We start from the raw sequence: 18,260 nt of genomic DNA on the forward strand, positions 1-18,260 counted from the left end.
GTTCCCAGGCGCTACGCCCCCAGCGCCTGTTCCAGATCCGCGATCAGGTCCTCCTTGTCCTCGATGCCGACCGAGATCCGGACCACGTCCGGGCCGGCGCCGGACTTGATCTTGGCGGCATCGTCGAGCTGGCTGTGCGTGGTCGAGGCCGGATGGATCACCAGCGAGCGGGTGTCGCCGACATTGGCGAGGTGCGAGAACAGCTGCAGCTTCGAGACCAGGCTGACGCCGGCGTCGTAGCCGCCCTTCAGGCTGAAGGTGAACACCGCGCCGGCGCCCCGCGGCGCGTATTTGCGCGCGAGCTGATTGTACTTGTCGCTCGGCAGCCCGGCATAGCTCACCGAGGCCACCGCCGGATGTCCCGCGAGGTATTCGGCAACGGCCTTGGCATTGTCGCAGTGCTTCTGCATGCGCAGGGGCAGCGTCTCGATGCCGGTCAGGATCATGAAGGCGTTGAACGGCGACAGCGCCGGGCCGAGGTCGCGCAGGCCGAGCACGCGGCAGGCGATTGCGAAGGCGAAATTGCCAAACGTCTCCTGGAGGCGGATGCCGTGATATTCCGGGCGCGGCTCCGAGAGCATGGGGTACTTGCCGCCCGTGGACCAGTCGAAGGTGCCGGCATCGACGATGATGCCGCCGAGGGAATTGCCGTGGCCGCCCAGGAATTTCGTCAGCGAGTGCACGACGATGTCAGCGCCATGATCGATCGGGCGGATCAGATAGGGCGAGGCTAGCGTGTTGTCGACGATCAGCGGCACGCCCGCCTTGCGCGCCACGGTCGAGATCGCCTCGATGTCGGTGATGCTGCCGGCGGGGTTGGCGATGGACTCGATGAAGATCGCTTTCGTGCGCGGCGTCACCGCACGCTCGAAGCTCGCGATATCGTCGGGATCGGCCCACACCACGTTCCAGCCAAAGCTCTTGAAGGCGTGCGTGAACTGGTTGATCGAGCCGCCATAGAGCTTTCGCGCGGCGATGAATTCGTCGCCGGGTTGAAGCAGCTGCTGCAGCACCACGACCTGCGCGGCATGGCCGGAAGCGACCGCGAGCGCGGCCGTGCCGCCTTCGAGCGCGGCGACGCGTTCTTCCAGCACCGCATTGGTGGGATTGCCGATGCGGGTATAGATGTTGCCGAACGCCTGCAGGCCGAACAGCGAGGCGGCGTGGTCGGCATCGTTGAAGACGAAAGAGGTCGTTTGATATATCGGAGTCGCGCGCGCGCCGGTGGTGGGGTCGGGCTGTGCACCGGCATGCACGGCGAGCGTTGAAAATCCCGGAAGGCGATCGCTCATTTGGGCGTCCTGTTCTTGTGGCCTGAAATTCGCGCGGCATGCTGATCGGCGCCGTGCCCGCCGTCAAGGCGCGGCGTCACATCGGAATCATTTTGGGAACGATCGTGCTGCGCATTGTCGCGTTTGCGAAACGAAGCCTTCGCAATCGCGTCAGCTTTGCTCGCTCTTGTTCTTCGCGGCGCGGTCCGATGCGGCGGTGTCGCCACCGCCGACACTCATCCGATTGAGGGACAGCCGCATGCCCTGCGTCGGCACCGGCGCGCGCTTGGAACTGAGCGTGCGCGAATTCACGCCCATCCAGGAGATTTCTGACGACAGGCGGCCATATTCGATCTTGGGACAGCGGTTCATGACCACCTTGATCCCGACTGATTCCGCTTTCGCCGCTGCCGCGTCGTCGCGCGCGCCGAGCTGCATCCAGATCACCTTCGGCAGCGGGTCGAGCGTGAGCGCCTCCTCGACGACGGGCATGATGTGGCTGGAGTTGCGGAAGATGTCGATCATGTCGACGGGACGGCCGATGTCCGACAGTGACGCGACGAACGGCTTGCCGAGCAGCTCCTTGCCGACATGGCCGGGATTGACCGGGATCATGTCGTAGCCGCGCTGCATCAGGTATTTGAACGCGAAATAGCTCGGCCGCACGTTAACCGGCGAGGCCCCGACCATCGCGATCGATTTCACGCTGTTGAGGATGCCGCGGATGTAATTGTCGGGATAGGCGTCGTGGTTCATCACTTATCTTTTCTTGTTGGCGGGGGTCATTCATCCCGCCATGTCGGCGCGCGCTTCTCGATGAAGGCGCCGATGCCTTCCTCGGCGTCGCGCGCCATCATGTTCTCGGTCATCACCTCTGCGGCATAGCGATAGGCGTCTGCAAGGCTCATCTCGGCCTGGCGGTAGAAGGCCTCCTTGCCGAGCTTGATCGTGTAGGCGGATTTCAACGCGACCTGTTGCGCGAGCTCGATCGCGGCGCCGAGTTCGGTGCCGGCGGGAACGACACGGTTGACGAGCCCGATCTCGCGGGCGCGTTCGGCCGTGACAGGCTCGCCCGTCAGCAGCATCTCCATGGCCTGCTTGCGCGGGACGTTGCGCGACAGCGCCACCATCGGGGTCGAGCAGAACAGGCCGATATCGACGCCGGGTGTGGCGAACTTCGCCTCCTCCGATGCGATCGCAAGATCGCAGCTGGCGACGAGCTGGCAGCCGGCAGCGGTCGCGATGCCCTGGACGGCCGCGACCACGGGCTTCGGCAGATGCACGACCGCCTGCATCATCGCGCTGCAGGCCGTCATGATCTGCGCAAAATAAGCCCGGCCCCGATCCGGATCGGTGCGGCGCGCGGTCAGTTCCTTTATGTCGTGGCCCGCGGAAAAAGCGGGGCCGTTGGCCGCGATGACGGCCGCGCGGATGTGCTTGTCTTCCGCGATCGCGTTGAGGCTCGCATGCAGCTGTCCGATCATCGCCTCGGAAAGGCTGTTGCGCGCGGCTGGTCGGTTCAGCGTGAGCACGGCGACGCTGCCGACGATCTCGCGCAGCAGGATCGGCGGTTGCGGGGTGGGGGCGCGGGCGGCCTGAACGGACATTGACGCGATTTCCGCTAAATGATTGCAATTGGATGACACCGATAACTTAATGTAACAGGGCAGGCGAAGCGAGGGTGGGGACGGCATGGCGTTAGCGAAAATGAGCGTGGCGGAGCTCGAGCGGTTCCTCCGTGATGAGTTTCCCCAGGCCTTCAGCGGTGACGACATCACGATCGAGAGCGCGGACGGCCAGACCAGCCTCTTGCGCCAGCGCTACAGCGAGCGGATGTTGCGGCCCGGCGGAACCGTGTCCGGGCCGACGCTGATGGCGCTCGCGGATTTCGCGATGTACGTGGTGCTGCTGTCCGCGATCGGGCCGATCGGGCTCGCCGTCACCACCAATCTCAACATCAACTTCCTGCGCAAGGGCCAGCCCGGGCAGGACGTGCTGGCCGAGGCCCGGCTGCTCAAGCTCGGCAAGCGCCTTGCGGTCGGGGAGGTGAACCTCTTGTCCGGGACCTCACCCGATCCGATCGCCCATGTCACCTCGACCTATTCCATTCCAAACGTTTGAGCTTTTTGCAGGTAATATCGCACCATATTTTTAAGTTATTGAATTTGCTTAGCTATTTTCAGATCTGGGGCATTGACCGTTGCGCCGCTCTTCTCTAGAACCGCGCGCAGTCTGGTGCGGTGTTCGCGCCGATATCTCCCGTCCACGGAAACTCCGACATGAAAACCTTTTCGGCAAAGCCGGCTGAGGTGACGAAGAAGTGGGTGCTGATCGACGCCAAGGGTCTGGTCGTCGGCCGCCTCGCCACCATCGTCGCCATGCGCCTGCGCGGCAAGCACCTCCCGACCTACACCCCGCACGTCGATTGCGGCGACAACGTCATCATCATCAACGCGCAGCATGCGGTCCTCACCGGTCGCAAGCGCGAGCAGAAGACCTACTACAAGCACACCGGCTATGTCGGCCACGTCAAGGAGCGCACCGCGCGCCAGATCCTCGAAGGCCGTCATCCCGAGCGCGTGCTCGAGAAGGCCGTCGAGCGCATGATCCCGCGTGGTCCGCTCGGCCGCGTGCAGATGGGCAACCTCCGTGTCTACGGCGGCGCCGATCATCCGCACGAGGCGCAGCAGCCCGAGAAGATCGATATCGCCAAGTTGAACCGCAAGAACACGAGGGCCGCATAACATGGCCGAATCCATTCAGTCGCTCGACCAGCTCTCGCAGCTCAAGACGGCGGCCGCGCCCGAGGCGCCCAAGCACGAGAAGAAGGTTGACAAGTTCAATCGCGCTTACGCCACCGGCAAGCGCAAGGACGCGGTCGCCCGCGTCTGGATCAAGCCGGGCGCCGGCAAGGTCACCGTCAACTCGCGCGAGGTCGAGGTCTATTTCGCCCGTCCCGTGCTGCGCATGATGATCGAGCAGCCGTTCTCCGTGGCTCAGCGTTCGGGCCAGTACGACGTGATCTGCACCGTCGCCGGCGGCGGCCTGTCCGGCCAGGCCGGCGCGGTCCGTCACGGCATCTCTAAGGCGCTCACCTATTTCGAGCCGGAGCTGCGCTCCGTGCTCAAAAAGGGTGGCTTCCTCACCCGCGACTCGCGCGTGGTCGAGCGCAAGAAGTACGGCAAGGCCAAGGCCCGCCGCTCCTTCCAGTTCTCGAAGCGTTAATCGCTTTTGTCGCATTCGCCGCGAAAGCGGCTTCAATGAGATGCAAAAGGGCGTTGATTTCAGCGCCCTTTTTGTTGTTCGTTTGTATGCAAATTGATGGCGTGTTTCCCGAAAACTTAGGGACCGGCGAAAACCTGAATGGAACTCGCGAGACCTAGCGTCGCCTTCGGAAGGGCGCGCAAATCGGCTGGGCCGATCGCGTAACTGCTATGTTCTAGAGGGGGCCGACATGATGTCGCTCGATAGCATCACGCTCTATTTAGTCGCCACAATGGTTGCCGCACTGCTCGGCGCCATGATGGTGTTTTTCGGCAAGCAGGAGAACAGCCCGGCGCTGAAATGGTGGGGCACCGCCTATCTGCTCGGTGCCGCCTCCGTCGCACTATGGACCGCGGCGGGCGACAAGCTGGGGCCGCACATTTACCTTGCACTGAACGCCGTTGGTTTCGTCGCCTGCGGCATGGTCTGGAACGCGGCGCGCGTCTTCCACGGCCGCAACCCGAACTGGCCGGGGCTCGTGCTCGGCGCGCTCGCCTGGGTCGCTGCTGCGACGCTGCTCGATCCCGCGGCATCGATGCTGCGCATGCTCGTCGGTGCCGGCATCGTCTCGGTGTACGCGGCGCTGACTGCGAGCGAGCTCTGGACCGAACGGCGCAAGAGCGTGCAACGGCGCTGGCCCGCCTTCGTGATGCCGGTGATGCACGGCTGCGTGTTGATGCTGCCGATCCTGATCGGCAGCTTCCTGCGCCCGCATGATGCCGGCTTCTCCTCGAGCATCTGGGTCACCGTGTTCGCGGTCGAGCTCATACTCTACGCCGTCGGTACCGTGTTCGTGATCTTCATGCTGGTGTCGGAACGCACCGTCACCGCGCACCGAACGGCGGCATCGACCGATCCCTTGACCGGCATGCTCAACCGGCGCGGCTTCTCGGAGGCCTGTGCGCGCGTGATCGAGCGCGAGGCCAAGGCCGGGCGGCCGGTGACCGTGATGATCTTCGACATCGACCATTTCAAATCGATCAACGACCGCTTCGGCCATCCCGCCGGCGACGAGATGCTGAAGCTGTTCTCGACGGTCGTGGTCAGCAATTTGCGCATCTCCGACCTGTCGGGCCGCATCGGCGGCGAGGAGTTCGCCGCGCTGTTGCCGTGCTCGCTGGAGGAGGGCGTGCTGGTCGCCGAGCGCGTGCGCGAGGCGTTCGAGACCTCCGGCGTCGTCGTCGATGAAGGCCCGGTCGATACCACCGTCAGCATCGGTGTCGCCGGCGGTCCGGCCGGCACCGAGCTCGAGGTGTTGCTGGCCTCGGCCGATACCGCGCTCTATCAGGCCAAGCGCGGCGGCCGCAACCGCGTCGAGGCGGCCGAGGAGCTGCCGCTGTCGCTGGAGAACTGGCGCCGCCAGAGCGCGGCGCGGACCGGCGCACCGCAGGCGCGTCCGGTCACCGCGTGAGAATGCAGGGCGGGCTTGCGGTAAATCTCTGTTTACCATTCGATCCCTACCATCGTGGTCATGGAATCGATCCGTCGACGGAATCCGCAAGCCGCCCTGATGTCGCTCGAAGCCGAAGCTGCCTCGGCCCGCGGCGGTTTCGCCTGTCTGTTCTCCACCGCGGACGAATACGAGAGCGCGCTGATCACCGAGCGCCGCGCGCAAGGGCGCTACACGCAGCAACGCAGCTACTGGCCGTTCGTGTTGTTCACGGGTTGTGCGCTGATTGTGACGGGCACCGTCCTGCTGTTCGCCTGACGCACCCGCAATTTGGCCGGGCAGGGCGCCGTTTCGGCGCCTTTTTCTTTGGCGCCGGCTACGCTAGACACGGGCATCGAACAAACAGGGTGGAAAGCCGATGATCACCGAGATCGCGCAAATCGACGTCAAGCCGGGCAGCGAGAAGGACTTTGAGGCGGCCGTTGCCAAGGCCAAGGCCGCTTTCGGCCGCTCCAAGGGCTTTCACGGCTTCGAGCTGCACAAGTCGATCGAGAAGCCGCAGCGTTACCGGCTGATGGTGAAATGGGCGACGCTGGAGAACCACACCGTGGACTTCCGCGGCTCGGAGAATTTCACCGAATGGCGCGGCCTGGTCGGCCAGTATTTTGCCGCGCCCCCCGAGGTCGAGCACACCGAGACCGTGCTGACGACCTGAGGCTTTATGTCGGGAGCATGATCGGAAAACCGCTCCACACTTTGCGCTAACGCGGCCCTCCGGGGCCGGATCATGCTCTAGGCCGCCTCCGCGAGAGGCGACGCCTCGTAGGTCTTGACGTGGTCGATCATGACCTTGGCGATCGCGACCAGCGGCAGCGCCAGCGCCAGGCCCCAGATGCCGAACACGACGCCGAGCAGGATCTGGAACGCGAACAGCGTGGCCGGCGGGATGTCGAGTGCCTGGCGCTGCAGGATCGGCGTCAGCACGTAGCTTTCCATCGCGTGCACGCCCATGAACAGCAGAAATGCCGACAAAGCGGGGATCCAGCCCGAGGCGAGGCTCGCCAGCACCACGATGACGCCGGCGATGATGGCTCCCACCGTGGGGATGAAGGCGAGCAGGCCCGCCTGGATTCCTAGGATGAACGCGCCGGGGATGCCGATGACGGCAAGTCCGATCCAGGTTACGGCACCGACCGCGATCATGACGATGATCTGGGCGATCAGCCAGCGCTCGAGCGTTTCAGCGATACGATCGATGACCAGGGCGACACGGGTACGGTGCCGCGCCGGTGCCAGGAACAGCAGGCCGTCATGATAGACGCTGGGCTGGGCGGCGAAGGCCAGGCCCAGGAACAGTACGATGAAGATGTTGCCGACGCCGTGGATGGTGCCGAGCAGCAGCTTGAATGTCTGGCTCACGATCGCCCCGCCGCTGGAGGCGAGCGTGCCGGCACTGGGCAGCGGAGCGCGCGAAGGAGTTGCCGGCGCGGGCGTTGCCTCCGAGGAGGTGTTGGCGGCGGGGTCCGATGCAGCGTTGCCGAGATCGAAGAAGCTGGTGTCGATGCCGTGGCTCTCGAGCAGGGATCTGACATTGGTGATCTGCGACTTGATGGTCTTGCTCAGCAGCGAGGCCTGTTCGGCAATGGTAGCGCCGCCGAGATAGGCGACGCCCGCGAGCAGCAAAGCGAGCGCGACGCAGACGATTGCAAGCCGGATCGTGTGAGGCAGCTGGACCCGGCGGCCGAGCGCATTGACCAGAGCGTTGAGACCGAGGCCGAGCAGCATGCCGGTGAAGATCAGCAGCAGGGTGGCGGCAAAATACCAGGTGAAGGCGAGCAGCGCGGTGAACAGCACGACGCCGATGCCTCCGACCGCGATCGCCCAGGCCTGATCCCGCGCGAGGTCGGCACGGGAGCGGGATCGTTCATCTGCGGGAAAGGTCACATCGTATCCTGTCTTTGGTGGCTGCAATGGGGGGCACTCTTTCGACAAACGCGCCTCCGATCAAGAGCGGCAACGCGCCGGTTTGACGCTGCCGCGCGAACGGTGCAGAGCGGTGGCGAAAAGGAAGTGAGGGGCGCTTGGGCATTATCAGCAAGTGGGCGGGTCTGCTCGGGCTGTTGGCTTTGCTCGTCGGCGGCGACCAGATCCGGATCAACAGGCCGGACCACAAATACCGCCTGACGGTCGAGGTGACGACGCCCGCCGGGATCAAGACCGGGTCGGCCATTCTCGCTGTCGTGCCCGATCGCAACTATAACCGCAGCGGCCGCACCACGACGCGCGGGGAGGCCGTGTTCGTCGATCTCGGCCAAGGCAAGAACATCGTGGTGTTGCTGGCGCACCAGCAGGGCGCCAAGCTCGACCTCGACGACATCAACTATGTGGCGCTCCGCGCCTATGGCGCCGCGCGCGGCAGCCGGGTGTCGTTCAAGGACATGAGCCGGCAGACCGGCATTGTCCCGGTGCAGGGGGAGCTCATCCCCGTGCTCGTGAGCTTTGCCGACCTCAGGGATCCCAACACCGCGCGCCTTGTCGCCAGCGACAAGGCAGAGGCAATCCTGGGCGAGGGCTATGCGATCCGCGGCTTCTCCGCCGAGGTGGTGCCCAACGGGCTCTGGCCGATCGACTTCGGAGGCGCGCTCGGGGAGCCCGTGACGCGCGGAATCGAGGCCAAGCTTCCCTGGCTGGCCGCGCCGGGCGAGACAGCGGCAATTGCGCTGAAGGCCGCGGGCCTGCCCGTCGAGGGTGGGTTGGACGCCCGGGAGGCATTTGCGCGGAAATAGCATTGCCGTCCCGCGATCCCCTCTGTTGAATTTGTTCCATCGGAGGGGCATGTTCGGGGAATCTTCTTATCCGGAGGCGCGGAACGAGAGATGAGAAAGCCGGTCGTCGGCGTGATCGGGAATTCCTATCGCGTCGAGAATCGATTTCAGGTCCAGATGGTTGGCGAGCGAAACCTGCGCGCCGTGGCCGAAGTCTCCGGCGGCTTGCCGCTGATGTTCGCTGGAGCCCCCGACATCACGGATATCCCGGCGCTGCTCGATACCGTCGACGGCATCATCCTGACCGGGGCCCGGGCCAACGTTCACCCAACCCGCTTCAACGTCGATCCCTGCGAGAAGCACGAACCCTACGACATCCACCGCGACGAGGTCGCGCTGGCCCTCTCGGTCGCCTGCGTCGCCCGCGGCATTCCGCTGTTCGGCATTTGCCGCGGCCTGCAGGAGATGAATGTCGCCTTCGGCGGCTCGCTGCATCCCGAGATCCGCGAGATCCCCGGCCGCATGAACCACCGCATGCCCCGGCTCGAGAACGGCGAGATCCATCCCGATCCGACCGTGGTGTTCGCCGACCGCCACGACGTCGAGCTGACGCCCGGCGGCGCTTTCGCCACGATTCTCGGCTGCGAGAAGATCCGGGTCAATTCGCTGCACGGACAGGGCATTCTCGATCCCGGCAAGCGCGTGCTGATCGAGGGCATCGCCGAGGACGGCACCATCGAGGCGATTCGCATCGCGGAAGCCCCGAGCTTTGCCCTCGGCGTGCAATGGCACGCGGAGTACGACCCGCAGCACAATCCGATCAACCGCAAGCTGTTCGAGGCCTTTGGCGAGGCGCTGGTGACAAGGCAGAAGGCGGAGGCGTAGCCGCGGTCGTGTCCCGGACCAGCTGCAACGCGGAGCGTTGCGGCGCAGAGCCGGGAATCCAGCTTCTGCCACGTTGCACTCGGCTTGGACTGAGTAGGGCGGATTAGCCGAAGGCGTAATCCGTCATCTTTAGTTCATGGGGAACAGGTCCTGGGAGCACCTCATCCGCGACGAAACCGACTATGCACGCCATATCGAGTATTGCTACATCAACCCAGTCAAGCGCGGATATGTGACCCGCGTGTTGGATTGGCCGCATTCGTCATTTCACCGAGATGTCGAGGCCGGACTGTTTCCGGCGGATTGGGCAGGAGATAGCAACGCGGATGGTAACTTTGGCGAACGTGCGTGAGCGTCGCACGCAGTAGGCGGATTACGCCTTCGGCTAATCCGCCCTACGAGGACTGTTTATCCAAGGTGCATCCCGAATTTCCGACGGAGTAAACCAATCAGTAGGAATTGCTCCGTCCTGGTTTTTGCGGCTCTGATTTGTTCTTCGAGAACGAATTGGAGTCAGATGCAGAACGAAAGCTGATGGCCTCTCCGTGGCGCGGGGTTTCTCTACTGTGTTGAATCGTAGGTGCGCACAGGCTGTGCCCAGCGAAGCGCCGCGACCGGACTGCGTCCATCGGTCATGCCACCGGCACCAGCCTCACACCGCCCGCTCCATCCGTCGCGCACGATAGGATTGCGTGACATCAGTGCCAGCTTGCGGAAGCTGCTCTCATCCTCATAGCCGGCAGCGCGCGCGATAGTCTTGATCGGCTGCGTCCTCGATTCCAGCAGGGTGCGCGCGTGCTCGACACGGCGGCGCATGATGAAGGATTGCGGCGGCTCGTGCGTGAGTCCTGGAATTTTCGGTTCAACGTACGCTGGCCGAGGCCGAGCGCGTCGGCAATCCTGCATGGGCATTCCCATTGCGTTGCACAATCGCAATGTTGATCTCCACGCGCAGCATTGAGGTTCATGAGAAGAATACCATATGCTCTGCAAGGGAGCCCGTGCCGTGCAGACCATGAAGGCGGCCCTCGTTGCGGCGATCACCGCCGTGGCTTTGAGCTGCTGCCTCCTTCCCAGCTCAGCGGAGGAGAGCAAGCGCGTAGCCCTTGTTGTTTCGATCGACGGGGCGATTGGCCCGGCGTCAGCCAGTTACGTGCGAGAGGCTTTGGCCATGGCGAGCGAACGGCGCGCCGAGGTCGTGCTTCTGAGGATGAACACGCCCGGCGGGCTCAATTCCAGCATGCGCGAGATCATCGCGGATGTGCTCGCCTCGCCCGTCCCTGTCATTGGCTACGTCGCTCCCTCCGGCGCCCACGCGGCGAGTGCGGGGACCTATATCCTTTACGCGACCCACATCGCGGCGATGGCACCAGGTACCAACATCGGTGCGGCGACGCCGGTCCAGATTGGCGGGCCGCTGCCGGGCCTGCCGAGCGGCACACCCGACAAGGATGGCAAAGACAAGAGGGATGAGCCGAAGGACGCGATGACGGCGAAGGCCACGAACGATGCCGTCGCCTTCATCCGAAGCCTCGCCGAGCTGCGCAACCGCAATGCGGAGTGGGCGGAGAGGGCGGTCCGCGAGGCCGCAACACTCTCTGCCAACGGCGCGCTGGAGGCACATGCCATCGATCTCGTCGCGCGCGATCAGGCTGAATTGCTGCGGCAGGTTGATGGCCGTGTGGTGGAGCTCGCAGGCGGCAAGACGCAACGCCTCGCAACAAAGGATGCTGTCGTCGAAGCCATCGAGCCCGGACGGATATCCCGGTTCCTGGCGGTCATCACCAACCCGAACGTGGCGTTCATTCTCCTGATGGTCGGTATCTACGGCCTGATCTTCGAGTTCATGTCTCCCGGAGCCGTCGCCCCGGGAGTCGTCGGCGCGATCTGCCTGCTGATCGGCCTCTATGCGCTCAATTTGCTGCCGATCAACTATGCCGGCCTCGCCCTGATGCTGGTGGGACTCGTGCTTCTCACCGTCGAAGCCTTCAACCCGACCGTGGTGGTCGGCTTCGGCGGCATCATCGCTTTCGTGCTGGGAGCAATGATGCTCTTCAGGAGCGAGGCGCCTGGATACCAACTGTCCTGGTGGGTGATCGGCACCACCGCGGTCGTGTTCAGCGGCTTTGCTCTGGTCGTGCTTGGCTCGCTTCGGCGCGTCCGCAAAGCTCCTGCGCTGGTCGGCGCACAGGCCATGCGCGGCTTGCCCGCCGAGGTTCTCGACTGGAACGGGAACGAAGGTCATGTCTTCGCCCATGGTGAGCGCTGGCAGGCGCGCGGCGCCGAAACCTTCAAGCCCGGAGAGACGGTGGAGGTCGCCAATGTCGTCGACCTGACGCTGCTGATACGCCGCACACCCGCCCGGACAGGCGAGGGAGGTACATCATGACGCTGGAATATCTGACGTATGCGGCGCTTGCGCTGCTTGTCATCGTGTTTCTATCCCAGGCTATTCGAATCCTGCGCGAATACGAGCGCGGCGTCGTCTTCACGCTCGGCCGCTTTACCGGTGTGAAGGGCCCGGGCCTGATACTCCTCATCCCGATCGTGCAGCAACTCGTCAAGGTCGATCTGCGGGTGATGGTGCAGGTGGTGCCGCCGCAGGACGTGATTTCGCGGGACAACGTCTCCGTCAAGGTCAACGCCGTCCTGTACTTCCGCATCGTCGACCCCGAGCGCGCCATCATCAAGGTCGGCGACTACATGGCGGCGACCAGCCAGCTCGCCCAGACCACGTTGCGTTCGGTGCTCGGCAAGCATGAGCTCGACGAGATGCTTGCCGAGCGCGACAGGTTAAACGCCGATATCCAGGAGATCCTCGACAAGCAGACTGACGTCTGGGGCATCAAGGTCACCGGCATAGAGATCAAGGACGTCGATATCAACGAAACCATGGTTCGCGCGATTGCCAAACAGGCTGAGGCGGAGCGCTTGCGGCGAGCCAAGGTGATCAATGCGATGGGCGAGCAGCAGGCCGCCGAAAAGCTCGTCGAAGCCGGCCGGATCCTGGCGCAGGAGCCTCAGGCAATGCAGCTGCGTTACTTCGCGGCTCTGCACGACATCGCCGGTGAGCGCTCGTCGACCGTGGTGTTTCCGCTCCCCACCGGCCTGCTCGACCATTTGATGCCGCGACCTAACAACCCGCAACAGAAAGCGGCGAGGTGCTGATCGCGAGCGGGCGTCACGGCTTCGACCGAGCTGCAGCGGCGATGTGGTCGAGACTCCTCAAACGAAAAGGCGCCTCCTTCCGGAAGCGCCTTTTGCTTGTCGCGGATGGTTCAGGCCGATCAGCCCGAATAGTACATGTCGAACTCGACCGGATGCGGGGTCATCTCGAAGCGCTCGACCTCGGTCATCTTCAGCTCGATATAGGCGTCGATGAAGTCGTCGTCGAACACGCCGCCGGCCTTGAGGAAGGCGCGGTCCTTGTCGAGGTTTTCGAGCGCCTCGCGAAGCGAGCCGCACACGGTCGGGATCTGCTTCAGCTCTTCCTTCGGCAAATCGTAGAGGTCCTTGTCCATCGCCGGACCCGGATCCATCTTGTTCTTGATGCCGTCGAGGCCGGCCATCAGCATCGCGGCGAAGCCGAGATAGGGATTGGCGAGCGGATCGGGGAAGCGCACCTCGACGCGCTTGGCCTTCGGCGAAGCGGTGTAGGGGATGCGGCACGACGCCGAGCGGTTGCGCGCGGAATAGGCGAGCAGCACGGGGGCCTCATAGCCCGGGACCAGACGCTTGTAGGAGTTGGTCGACGGGTTGGTGAAGGCGTTGATCGCCTTGGCGTGCTTGATGATGCCGCCGATATAGTGGAGGCAGGTCTCCGACAGGTCGGCGTACTTGTTGCCGGCGAACACCGGCTTGCCGTCCTTCCAGATCGACTGGTGCACGTGCATGCCCGAGCCGTTGTCGCCGTAGACCGGCTTCGGCATGAAGGTGGCGGTCTTGCCGTAGATGTGCGCGACCTGGTGGATGCAGTACTTGTAGATCTGGATGTGGTCGGCCATCAGCGTCAGCGTGTCGAACTTCATGCCGAGCTCGTGCTGGGCGGAAGCGACCTCGTGGTGATGCTTCTCGACCTTGACGCCCATCTTGGCCATGGCGCCGAGCATTTCCGAGCGCATGTCCTGCACCGAGTCCTGCGGCGGAACCGGGAAATAGCCGCCCTTGGTGCGGACGCGGTGGCCGAGATTGCCGCCTTCATATTCGGTGTCGGAGTTGGTCGGCAGCTCCGAGGAGTCGAGGCGGAAACCGGTGTTGTAGGGGGTGGAGGAGAAGCGCACGTCGTCGAACACGAAGAACTCTGCCTCGGGGCCGACGAACACGGCGTCGCCCACGCCCATCGACTTCACCATCGCCTCGGCCTTCTTGGCGATGCCGCGGGGGTCGCGGTTATAGGGCTCGCCGGTGGTCGGCTCGAGCACGTCGCAGGTGATGACCATGGTGGTCTCGGCGAAGAACGGGTCGATCGTCGCGGTCACCGGATCGGGCATCAGGCACATGTCGGACTCGTTGATCGCCTTCCAGCCGGCGATCGAGGAGCCGTCGAACATCGTCCCTTCGGCGAAGATGTCTTCATCGATCATGCTGACGTCGAACGTGACGTGCTGCCACTTGCCGCGCGGATCGGTGAAGCGCAGGTCGACGTACTTCACGTCGTTGTCCTTGATCGATTTCAGGACGTCTTTGGCGGTCTTCATGCATACCCCTTATGGCTCTGCGGGTCGGTTTCCAGGTGAGCAAGATTGTTCTCGCTTTTGGCGAGTTCGCGCGCGACCGCACAAACGAAATCAGGCCGCCGAAGCAGCCTTATTTCTTGTCAGAGTGTCGCAAAATGCGGGATAGCACCCGGCTCAGATAGCGTCCAGCCCGGATTCGCCGGTTCGGATGCGGATCGCCTCTTCGATGTTGGAGACGAAAATCTTGCCGTCGCCGATGCGGCCGGTCTGCGCGGCGCGGCGGATCGCGTCGATGGCGCGCTCGACCAGATCGTCGCCGATCACGATCTCGATTTTGACCTTCGGCAGGAAGTCGACGATGTATTCTGCGCCGCGGTAAAGTTCGGCGTGACCCTTCTGCCGGCCAAAGCCCTTGGCCTCGGTGACGGTGATGCCCTGCAGACCGACTTCTTGAAGCGCTTCCTTCACCTCGTCGAGCTTGAATGGCTTGATGATGGCTTCGATTTTCTTCACTGCGCGACTCCCGGCCTTTCGATCCAATAGCAACGTCTTCGTCAGGACGCGCATTTCTCAACGCACGATCTTGTCTTCTCTGTGCCGGGATCCCTGACCCGTCCGGCAACAACGGCCGGCCACGCCCTTCAAGATGTCAGTGAGCACGACGAACCGAAGCGGCTTCCTCGAAAGCAGGGTCTATGCCAAGTTGCAAATGCCCTGATTATCGGAGCGTTATCAGCCTTTTAACGAGCATCTCTGAGTGATGGTGCCGACCTGCACAAAATACCGAAGACCGCAAAATAGGCAAACGGTTCAATATATGTGCAGTTCGACGTTCCCGCCGCCGGATCGGCGCCAAATATGCCTGTTCAAGAGGCGTTTGTACTAGGAAGTGGCATGGAAGTTCTGACCAACGCCGAAATGCAGCGCGCCGACCAGCTCGCCATCGCGGCCGGCACGCCCGGTTTCAAGCTGATGCTCAGCGCCGGCCAGGCGGTCGCCGAGGCCGCCCATGCGCTGGTGGAGGAGGGGCCGATCCTGATCGTGGCCGGCCCCGGCAACAATGGCGGGGACGGTTTCGTGGCCGCGGCCGAGCTCGCCGCGCAGGGGCGCGAGGTCTCGGTGATCCTGATGTGCGAGCGGGACCAGCTCCAGGGCGATGCCGCCTCGGCCGCGCGCGGCTGGAAGCACCCGGTGCTGCCGTTCAACCCGCAGGCGATCGGCAGGCCTGCGCTGATCATCGATGCGCTGTTCGGTGCCGGCCTCAGCCGCACCGTGGATGGCGAAGCGCGCGCCATGATCGAGGCGATCAACGCCAACGGTGCCCCGGTGCTGGCGGTCGACCTGCCGAGCGGCATCAACGGCACCAGCGCGGCCGTGCTGGGCGTGGCGGTGAACGCCACCGAGACCGTCACCTTCTTCCGCAAGAAGCCGGCGCATCTGCTGTTGCCCGGGCGCATGCATTGCGGCCGGGTGCGCGTTGCCGACATCGGCATCGATGGGCAGGTGCTGGAGGAGATCGCGCCGCAGACCTTCGAGAACGATCCGGATCTCTGGCGCGCGGCCTTTCCGGTGCCCCGCATCGACGGCCACAAATACGCGCGCGGGCACGTGCTCGCGGTCTCGGGCGACGCAGCCGCGACCGGCGCGGCACGGCTCGCCGCGCGCAGCGCGCTTCGCGCCGGCGCGGGCCTCGTGACGCTGGCGAGCCCGCGCGATGCACTCGCGATCAATGCTGCCGCGCTGACCGCGGTGATGGTGCGCCCCCTCGATACCGCGGTCGAGTTCGGCGAGCTGCTCGGCGACAAGCGCTACAACACCTGCATCATCGGCCCCGGTGCTGGCATCGGTGAGCGCACCTGCGATCTCGTCCACACCGCGCTTACCGCGCACCGGCATCTGGTGCTCGATGCGGATGCGCTGACGAGCTTTGCCGCAACGCCCGAGCGCCTGTTTGAATCGATCAAGTCCTCGCAGGACAATGCGGTGGTGCTGACCCCGCACGAAGGCGAGTTTCCGCGCCTGTTCTCCGACCTCAGCAACAAGCATCCCGGCCGCTCCAAGCTCGAGCGCGTCCGCGCCGCCGCCGAGCGCTGCGGCGCCGTCGTGCTGCTGAAGGGCCCGGACACCACCGTCGCCGCCCCCGACGGCCGCGCCACCATCGCCGCCAATGCGCCGCCCTGGCTCGCCACGGCCGGCGCCGGCGACGTGCTGTCCGGGATCATCGCCGGGCTCCTGGCGCAAGGCGTGCCGGCGTTCGAGGCCGCCAGCATCGGTGTCTGGATGCACGGCGAGGCGGCGAGCGAAGCCGGTCCTGGCCTGATCGCGGAGGACCTGACCGAGACGCTGCCGGCCGTGCACCGGCGGATCTATGACGCGCTGGGCATCGAATACTGAACGTTCACTCCACCCCGTACCACCGCACCAGGCGCGGCGCGGCCCAGTCGGTCGCGACGGATTCGATCAGCCAGCGTCCGGGCGTGGTCGCGGCGAAGGCGATGCGCTGGGTCTGGCCGGGCTCGATCGCGAGTGTGTCGAGCCAGTAGGGCTTCCAGCCGTCGTCGAGCTTGTCGAGCAGGCGGAAATGGTGGCCGTGCAGGTGAAACACGGTGGTGATGGGGGCGGGGTTCTGCAGCGCCAGCACCACGATGCGGCCGGTCTTGGCGCGGAAGGCGGGGGCGGAGGCGGTGGAGAAGGTCGCGGGCCGTGCCCAGCCGGCATCGGTTGTACCGAGCGCGACATCGAACCGCAGGGCGCCTCTCAGATCGAGCTTCTCGGGCAGATCATTCGGCGGGAGCGGTTGGGGCGGCGGCAGCGGGGCGCGCTCCAGCGTCCTGGAGACGGTCAGGTTTCCGACCCGGCGCGCCTCCTTGCCATCATGCAGCAGAAATGGGGCCGAGGTGGCCGCATCCACGAAGGCGTCGGCCCGCGCACCAGGGGCCAGCACCAACGCGCCGTTGCGCGCGGGGAACGGCTCGGCCGGCTGGCCGTCGAGGGCCATCACGCGGACTTCGTGTTTTTCCAATTTGATTGCGAGAACAGAGCGTTGCGAGCCGTTGATGAAGCGTAGCCGCAGCCGCTCGCCCGCCGAAGCTGAGAGTTCGAATGAAGTCTCTCCGTTGATTGTGTAAAGCGGCGTCGTGTCCTTCGGGTCCTGGCCCGGCGGGACCGCGGTGCCATCCGGCCGTAGGCGCCATTCCTGGATCAGCAGGAGCTCGTCACGATCGACGGCGACCGGGCCGGTTTCGGCCACGATGATCGGAAGCGCGCGTGCGGGCTGCTGCAGGCGGTGCTCGAAGAGGCGGAAGTCGGCCAGCAGGGTGCCTGCATTAGGCACTGAAATAATTGATGTTTCCGTCGCATCCGGCGCTGCCGGGGCGCGGCCGCGGAGCGGGTCGGCGGCCATCGGCGCGTGGAGGCCGTACCAGACTGGCGCAATCGGCACAGGGAGGTTGTTGCTGAAGACCAGTTGGCAGCGGTCGAAACGCTTGAGACGCACGTCTCTGAGGTGGCTTACGGCGGCCAGCTCCCAGACTGGTGTAGCCGGCTGACCCGGTCTCAAAGCCAGCGTTGCCGGCCTCGCCTGCAGCGCGAGCTGGGCCGTGACGGAGGGGCCTGCGCCGCCCACGATCATCCCGGCTGCCGAGGCCCCTAAGCCGGCCAAAACCTCGCGCCGATGGGGAGCATGGATCCGCGTTGTCATGACACGATCCGGACCACGCCGTGCTGGATAAGTCCAGCCGCAGTGCCTACTTGAAGCTTGCCTCCATCAGGCCATTTTTTTGCTGCGAACAGTCAGGCACATGCTATAAGCCCGGCCGCCCGCGGCATCGCGGCCGGTCTTGATGCGAATTCACGCGGGCGTGGCGGAACTGGTAGACGCGCTGGATTTAGGTTCCAGTGACGAAAGTTGTGGGGGTTCGAGTCCCTCCGCCCGCACCAAGCGCTTATCGCGTTTGCACGGATTACGAGGCCTGCTTTCGCGCGGATGATCATCCGCCTGGAGCGGGTC

At 64.6% G+C, this 18,260-nt stretch carries 19 protein-coding genes, 1 tRNA gene and 1 pseudogene; 13 read left to right on the forward strand and 8 right to left on the reverse strand.

Annotated features, from left to right (window positions below; genetic code table 11):
• Positions 1 to 11: 11 nt before the first annotated feature.
• The 3 genes from ABIA40_RS09635 to ABIA40_RS09645 all read right to left on the reverse strand — a co-directional run bounded on the left by ABIA40_RS09635 (position 12) and on the right by ABIA40_RS09645 (position 2,878).
• Positions 12 to 1,292 carry an O-acetylhomoserine aminocarboxypropyltransferase gene (locus ABIA40_RS09635; protein WP_157283522.1) on the reverse strand — a complete coding sequence of 427 codons (1,281 nt, stop codon included), beginning with the start codon at positions 1,290 to 1,292 and terminating at the stop codon, positions 12 to 14.
• 150 nt (positions 1,293 to 1,442) lie between these two features.
• On the reverse strand, positions 1,443 to 2,027 hold the full coding sequence (locus ABIA40_RS09640) for a CoA-binding protein (protein ID WP_157283523.1): 585 nt from the start codon (positions 2,025 to 2,027) through the stop codon (positions 1,443 to 1,445).
• 26 nt (positions 2,028 to 2,053) lie between these two features.
• Positions 2,054 to 2,878, reverse strand: a complete 825-nt coding sequence (locus ABIA40_RS09645) for an enoyl-CoA hydratase (RefSeq protein WP_404540809.1) — start codon at positions 2,876 to 2,878, stop codon at positions 2,054 to 2,056.
• Between the two features lie 85 nt (positions 2,879 to 2,963).
• Here ABIA40_RS09645 and ABIA40_RS09650 point away from each other — a divergent pair, with 85 nt between their 5' ends.
• From ABIA40_RS09650 to ABIA40_RS09675, 6 genes are all read left to right on the forward strand, one after another.
• Complete coding sequence (locus tag ABIA40_RS09650) at positions 2,964 to 3,392, forward strand: PaaI family thioesterase (RefSeq protein WP_024341189.1); 429 nt, start codon at positions 2,964 to 2,966, stop codon at positions 3,390 to 3,392.
• A 158-nt stretch (positions 3,393 to 3,550) separates the two neighbouring features.
• Entirely contained in the window at positions 3,551 to 4,015 is a 465-nt protein-coding gene (gene rplM / locus ABIA40_RS09655) for a 50S ribosomal protein L13 (protein WP_018642440.1), read from the forward strand.
• Between the two features lies 1 nt (position 4,016).
• Positions 4,017 to 4,496, forward strand: a complete 480-nt coding sequence (gene rpsI, locus ABIA40_RS09660; RefSeq protein ID WP_018642439.1) for a 30S ribosomal protein S9 — start codon at positions 4,017 to 4,019, stop codon at positions 4,494 to 4,496.
• Positions 4,497 to 4,725: 229 nt separating this feature from the next.
• Positions 4,726 to 5,946 carry a GGDEF domain-containing protein gene (locus ABIA40_RS09665; RefSeq protein WP_157283525.1) on the forward strand — a complete coding sequence of 407 codons (1,221 nt, stop codon included), beginning with the start codon at positions 4,726 to 4,728 and terminating at the stop codon, positions 5,944 to 5,946.
• A gap of 60 nt (positions 5,947 to 6,006) precedes the next feature.
• Positions 6,007 to 6,243 (forward strand): hypothetical protein, encoded by a 237-nt coding sequence (locus ABIA40_RS09670; RefSeq protein ID WP_157283526.1) that lies wholly within the window; start codon positions 6,007 to 6,009, stop codon positions 6,241 to 6,243.
• A 100-nt stretch (positions 6,244 to 6,343) separates the two neighbouring features.
• On the forward strand, positions 6,344 to 6,640 hold the full coding sequence (locus ABIA40_RS09675) for an antibiotic biosynthesis monooxygenase (RefSeq protein ID WP_025036647.1): 297 nt from the start codon (positions 6,344 to 6,346) through the stop codon (positions 6,638 to 6,640).
• 77 nt (positions 6,641 to 6,717) lie between these two features.
• On the opposite strand, the gene ABIA40_RS09680 is transcribed toward ABIA40_RS09675, so the two are convergent.
• A complete protein-coding gene (locus tag ABIA40_RS09680; protein WP_404540813.1) occupies positions 6,718 to 7,869 on the reverse strand; it encodes an AI-2E family transporter in 1,152 nt (383 codons plus the stop codon).
• A gap of 137 nt (positions 7,870 to 8,006) precedes the next feature.
• Between ABIA40_RS09680 and ABIA40_RS09685 the strand changes: the two genes are divergently transcribed.
• From ABIA40_RS09685 to ABIA40_RS09695, 3 genes and pseudogenes are all read left to right on the forward strand, one after another.
• The gene (locus tag ABIA40_RS09685; RefSeq protein ID WP_404540815.1) at positions 8,007 to 8,711 is read left to right on the forward strand and encodes a hypothetical protein; all 705 of its coding nucleotides are present in this window, start codon (positions 8,007 to 8,009) and stop codon (positions 8,709 to 8,711) included.
• 90 nt (positions 8,712 to 8,801) lie between these two features.
• Entirely contained in the window at positions 8,802 to 9,575 is a 774-nt protein-coding gene (locus tag ABIA40_RS09690; RefSeq protein ID WP_036025392.1) for a gamma-glutamyl-gamma-aminobutyrate hydrolase family protein, read from the forward strand.
• Positions 9,576 to 9,720: 145 nt separating this feature from the next.
• Positions 9,721 to 9,927 (forward strand): annotated as a pseudogene (locus tag ABIA40_RS09695) (transposase); the annotation flags it as partial.
• A gap of 209 nt (positions 9,928 to 10,136) precedes the next feature.
• Here the strand turns inward: ABIA40_RS09695 and ABIA40_RS09700 are convergent.
• Entirely contained in the window at positions 10,137 to 10,391 is a 255-nt protein-coding gene (locus ABIA40_RS09700; protein ID WP_404540817.1) for a hypothetical protein, read from the reverse strand.
• Positions 10,392 to 10,581: 190 nt separating this feature from the next.
• On the opposite strand from ABIA40_RS09700, the gene ABIA40_RS09705 reads away from it, so the two are divergent.
• Positions 10,582 to 11,964, forward strand: coding sequence for a nodulation protein NfeD (locus ABIA40_RS09705; RefSeq protein ID WP_404540819.1), 1,383 nt, complete (start codon positions 10,582 to 10,584; stop codon positions 11,962 to 11,964).
• Positions 11,961 to 12,743, forward strand: coding sequence for a slipin family protein (locus tag ABIA40_RS09710; RefSeq protein ID WP_404540821.1), 783 nt, complete (start codon positions 11,961 to 11,963; stop codon positions 12,741 to 12,743). Before ABIA40_RS09705 ends, ABIA40_RS09710 begins: the two co-directional genes overlap by 4 nt.
• Positions 12,744 to 12,862: 119 nt before the next feature.
• Here ABIA40_RS09710 and glnA read toward each other — a convergent pair whose 3' ends face one another.
• Together glnA and ABIA40_RS09720 are read right to left on the reverse strand one after the other, a co-directional pair.
• Positions 12,863 to 14,272: a type I glutamate--ammonia ligase gene (gene glnA / locus ABIA40_RS09715; RefSeq protein ID WP_036010292.1), complete on the reverse strand. Its 1,410-nt coding sequence runs from the start codon at positions 14,270 to 14,272 to the stop codon at positions 12,863 to 12,865.
• 153 nt (positions 14,273 to 14,425) lie between these two features.
• The gene (locus tag ABIA40_RS09720) at positions 14,426 to 14,764 is read right to left on the reverse strand and encodes a P-II family nitrogen regulator (RefSeq protein ID WP_007603495.1); all 339 of its coding nucleotides are present in this window, start codon (positions 14,762 to 14,764) and stop codon (positions 14,426 to 14,428) included.
• A 381-nt stretch (positions 14,765 to 15,145) separates the two neighbouring features.
• Between ABIA40_RS09720 and ABIA40_RS09725 the strand changes: the two genes are divergently transcribed.
• The gene (locus ABIA40_RS09725) at positions 15,146 to 16,645 is read left to right on the forward strand and encodes an NAD(P)H-hydrate dehydratase (protein WP_404540823.1); all 1,500 of its coding nucleotides are present in this window, start codon (positions 15,146 to 15,148) and stop codon (positions 16,643 to 16,645) included.
• Positions 16,646 to 16,649: 4 nt separating this feature from the next.
• Here the strand turns inward: ABIA40_RS09725 and ABIA40_RS09730 are convergent, their stop codons facing one another.
• Positions 16,650 to 17,951 carry a multicopper oxidase family protein gene (locus ABIA40_RS09730; protein WP_404540825.1) on the reverse strand — a complete coding sequence of 434 codons (1,302 nt, stop codon included), beginning with the start codon at positions 17,949 to 17,951 and terminating at the stop codon, positions 16,650 to 16,652.
• A 154-nt stretch (positions 17,952 to 18,105) separates the two neighbouring features.
• On the opposite strand from ABIA40_RS09730, the gene ABIA40_RS09735 reads away from it, so the two are divergent.
• Positions 18,106 to 18,190, forward strand: a tRNA-Leu gene (locus ABIA40_RS09735).
• Positions 18,191 to 18,260 lie beyond the last annotated feature (70 nt).

The organism is Bradyrhizobium sp. USDA 223, from assembly GCF_044909005.1.
In the GTDB taxonomy this organism is placed as follows: Bacteria; Pseudomonadota; Alphaproteobacteria; order Rhizobiales; family Xanthobacteraceae; genus Bradyrhizobium; species Bradyrhizobium yuanmingense.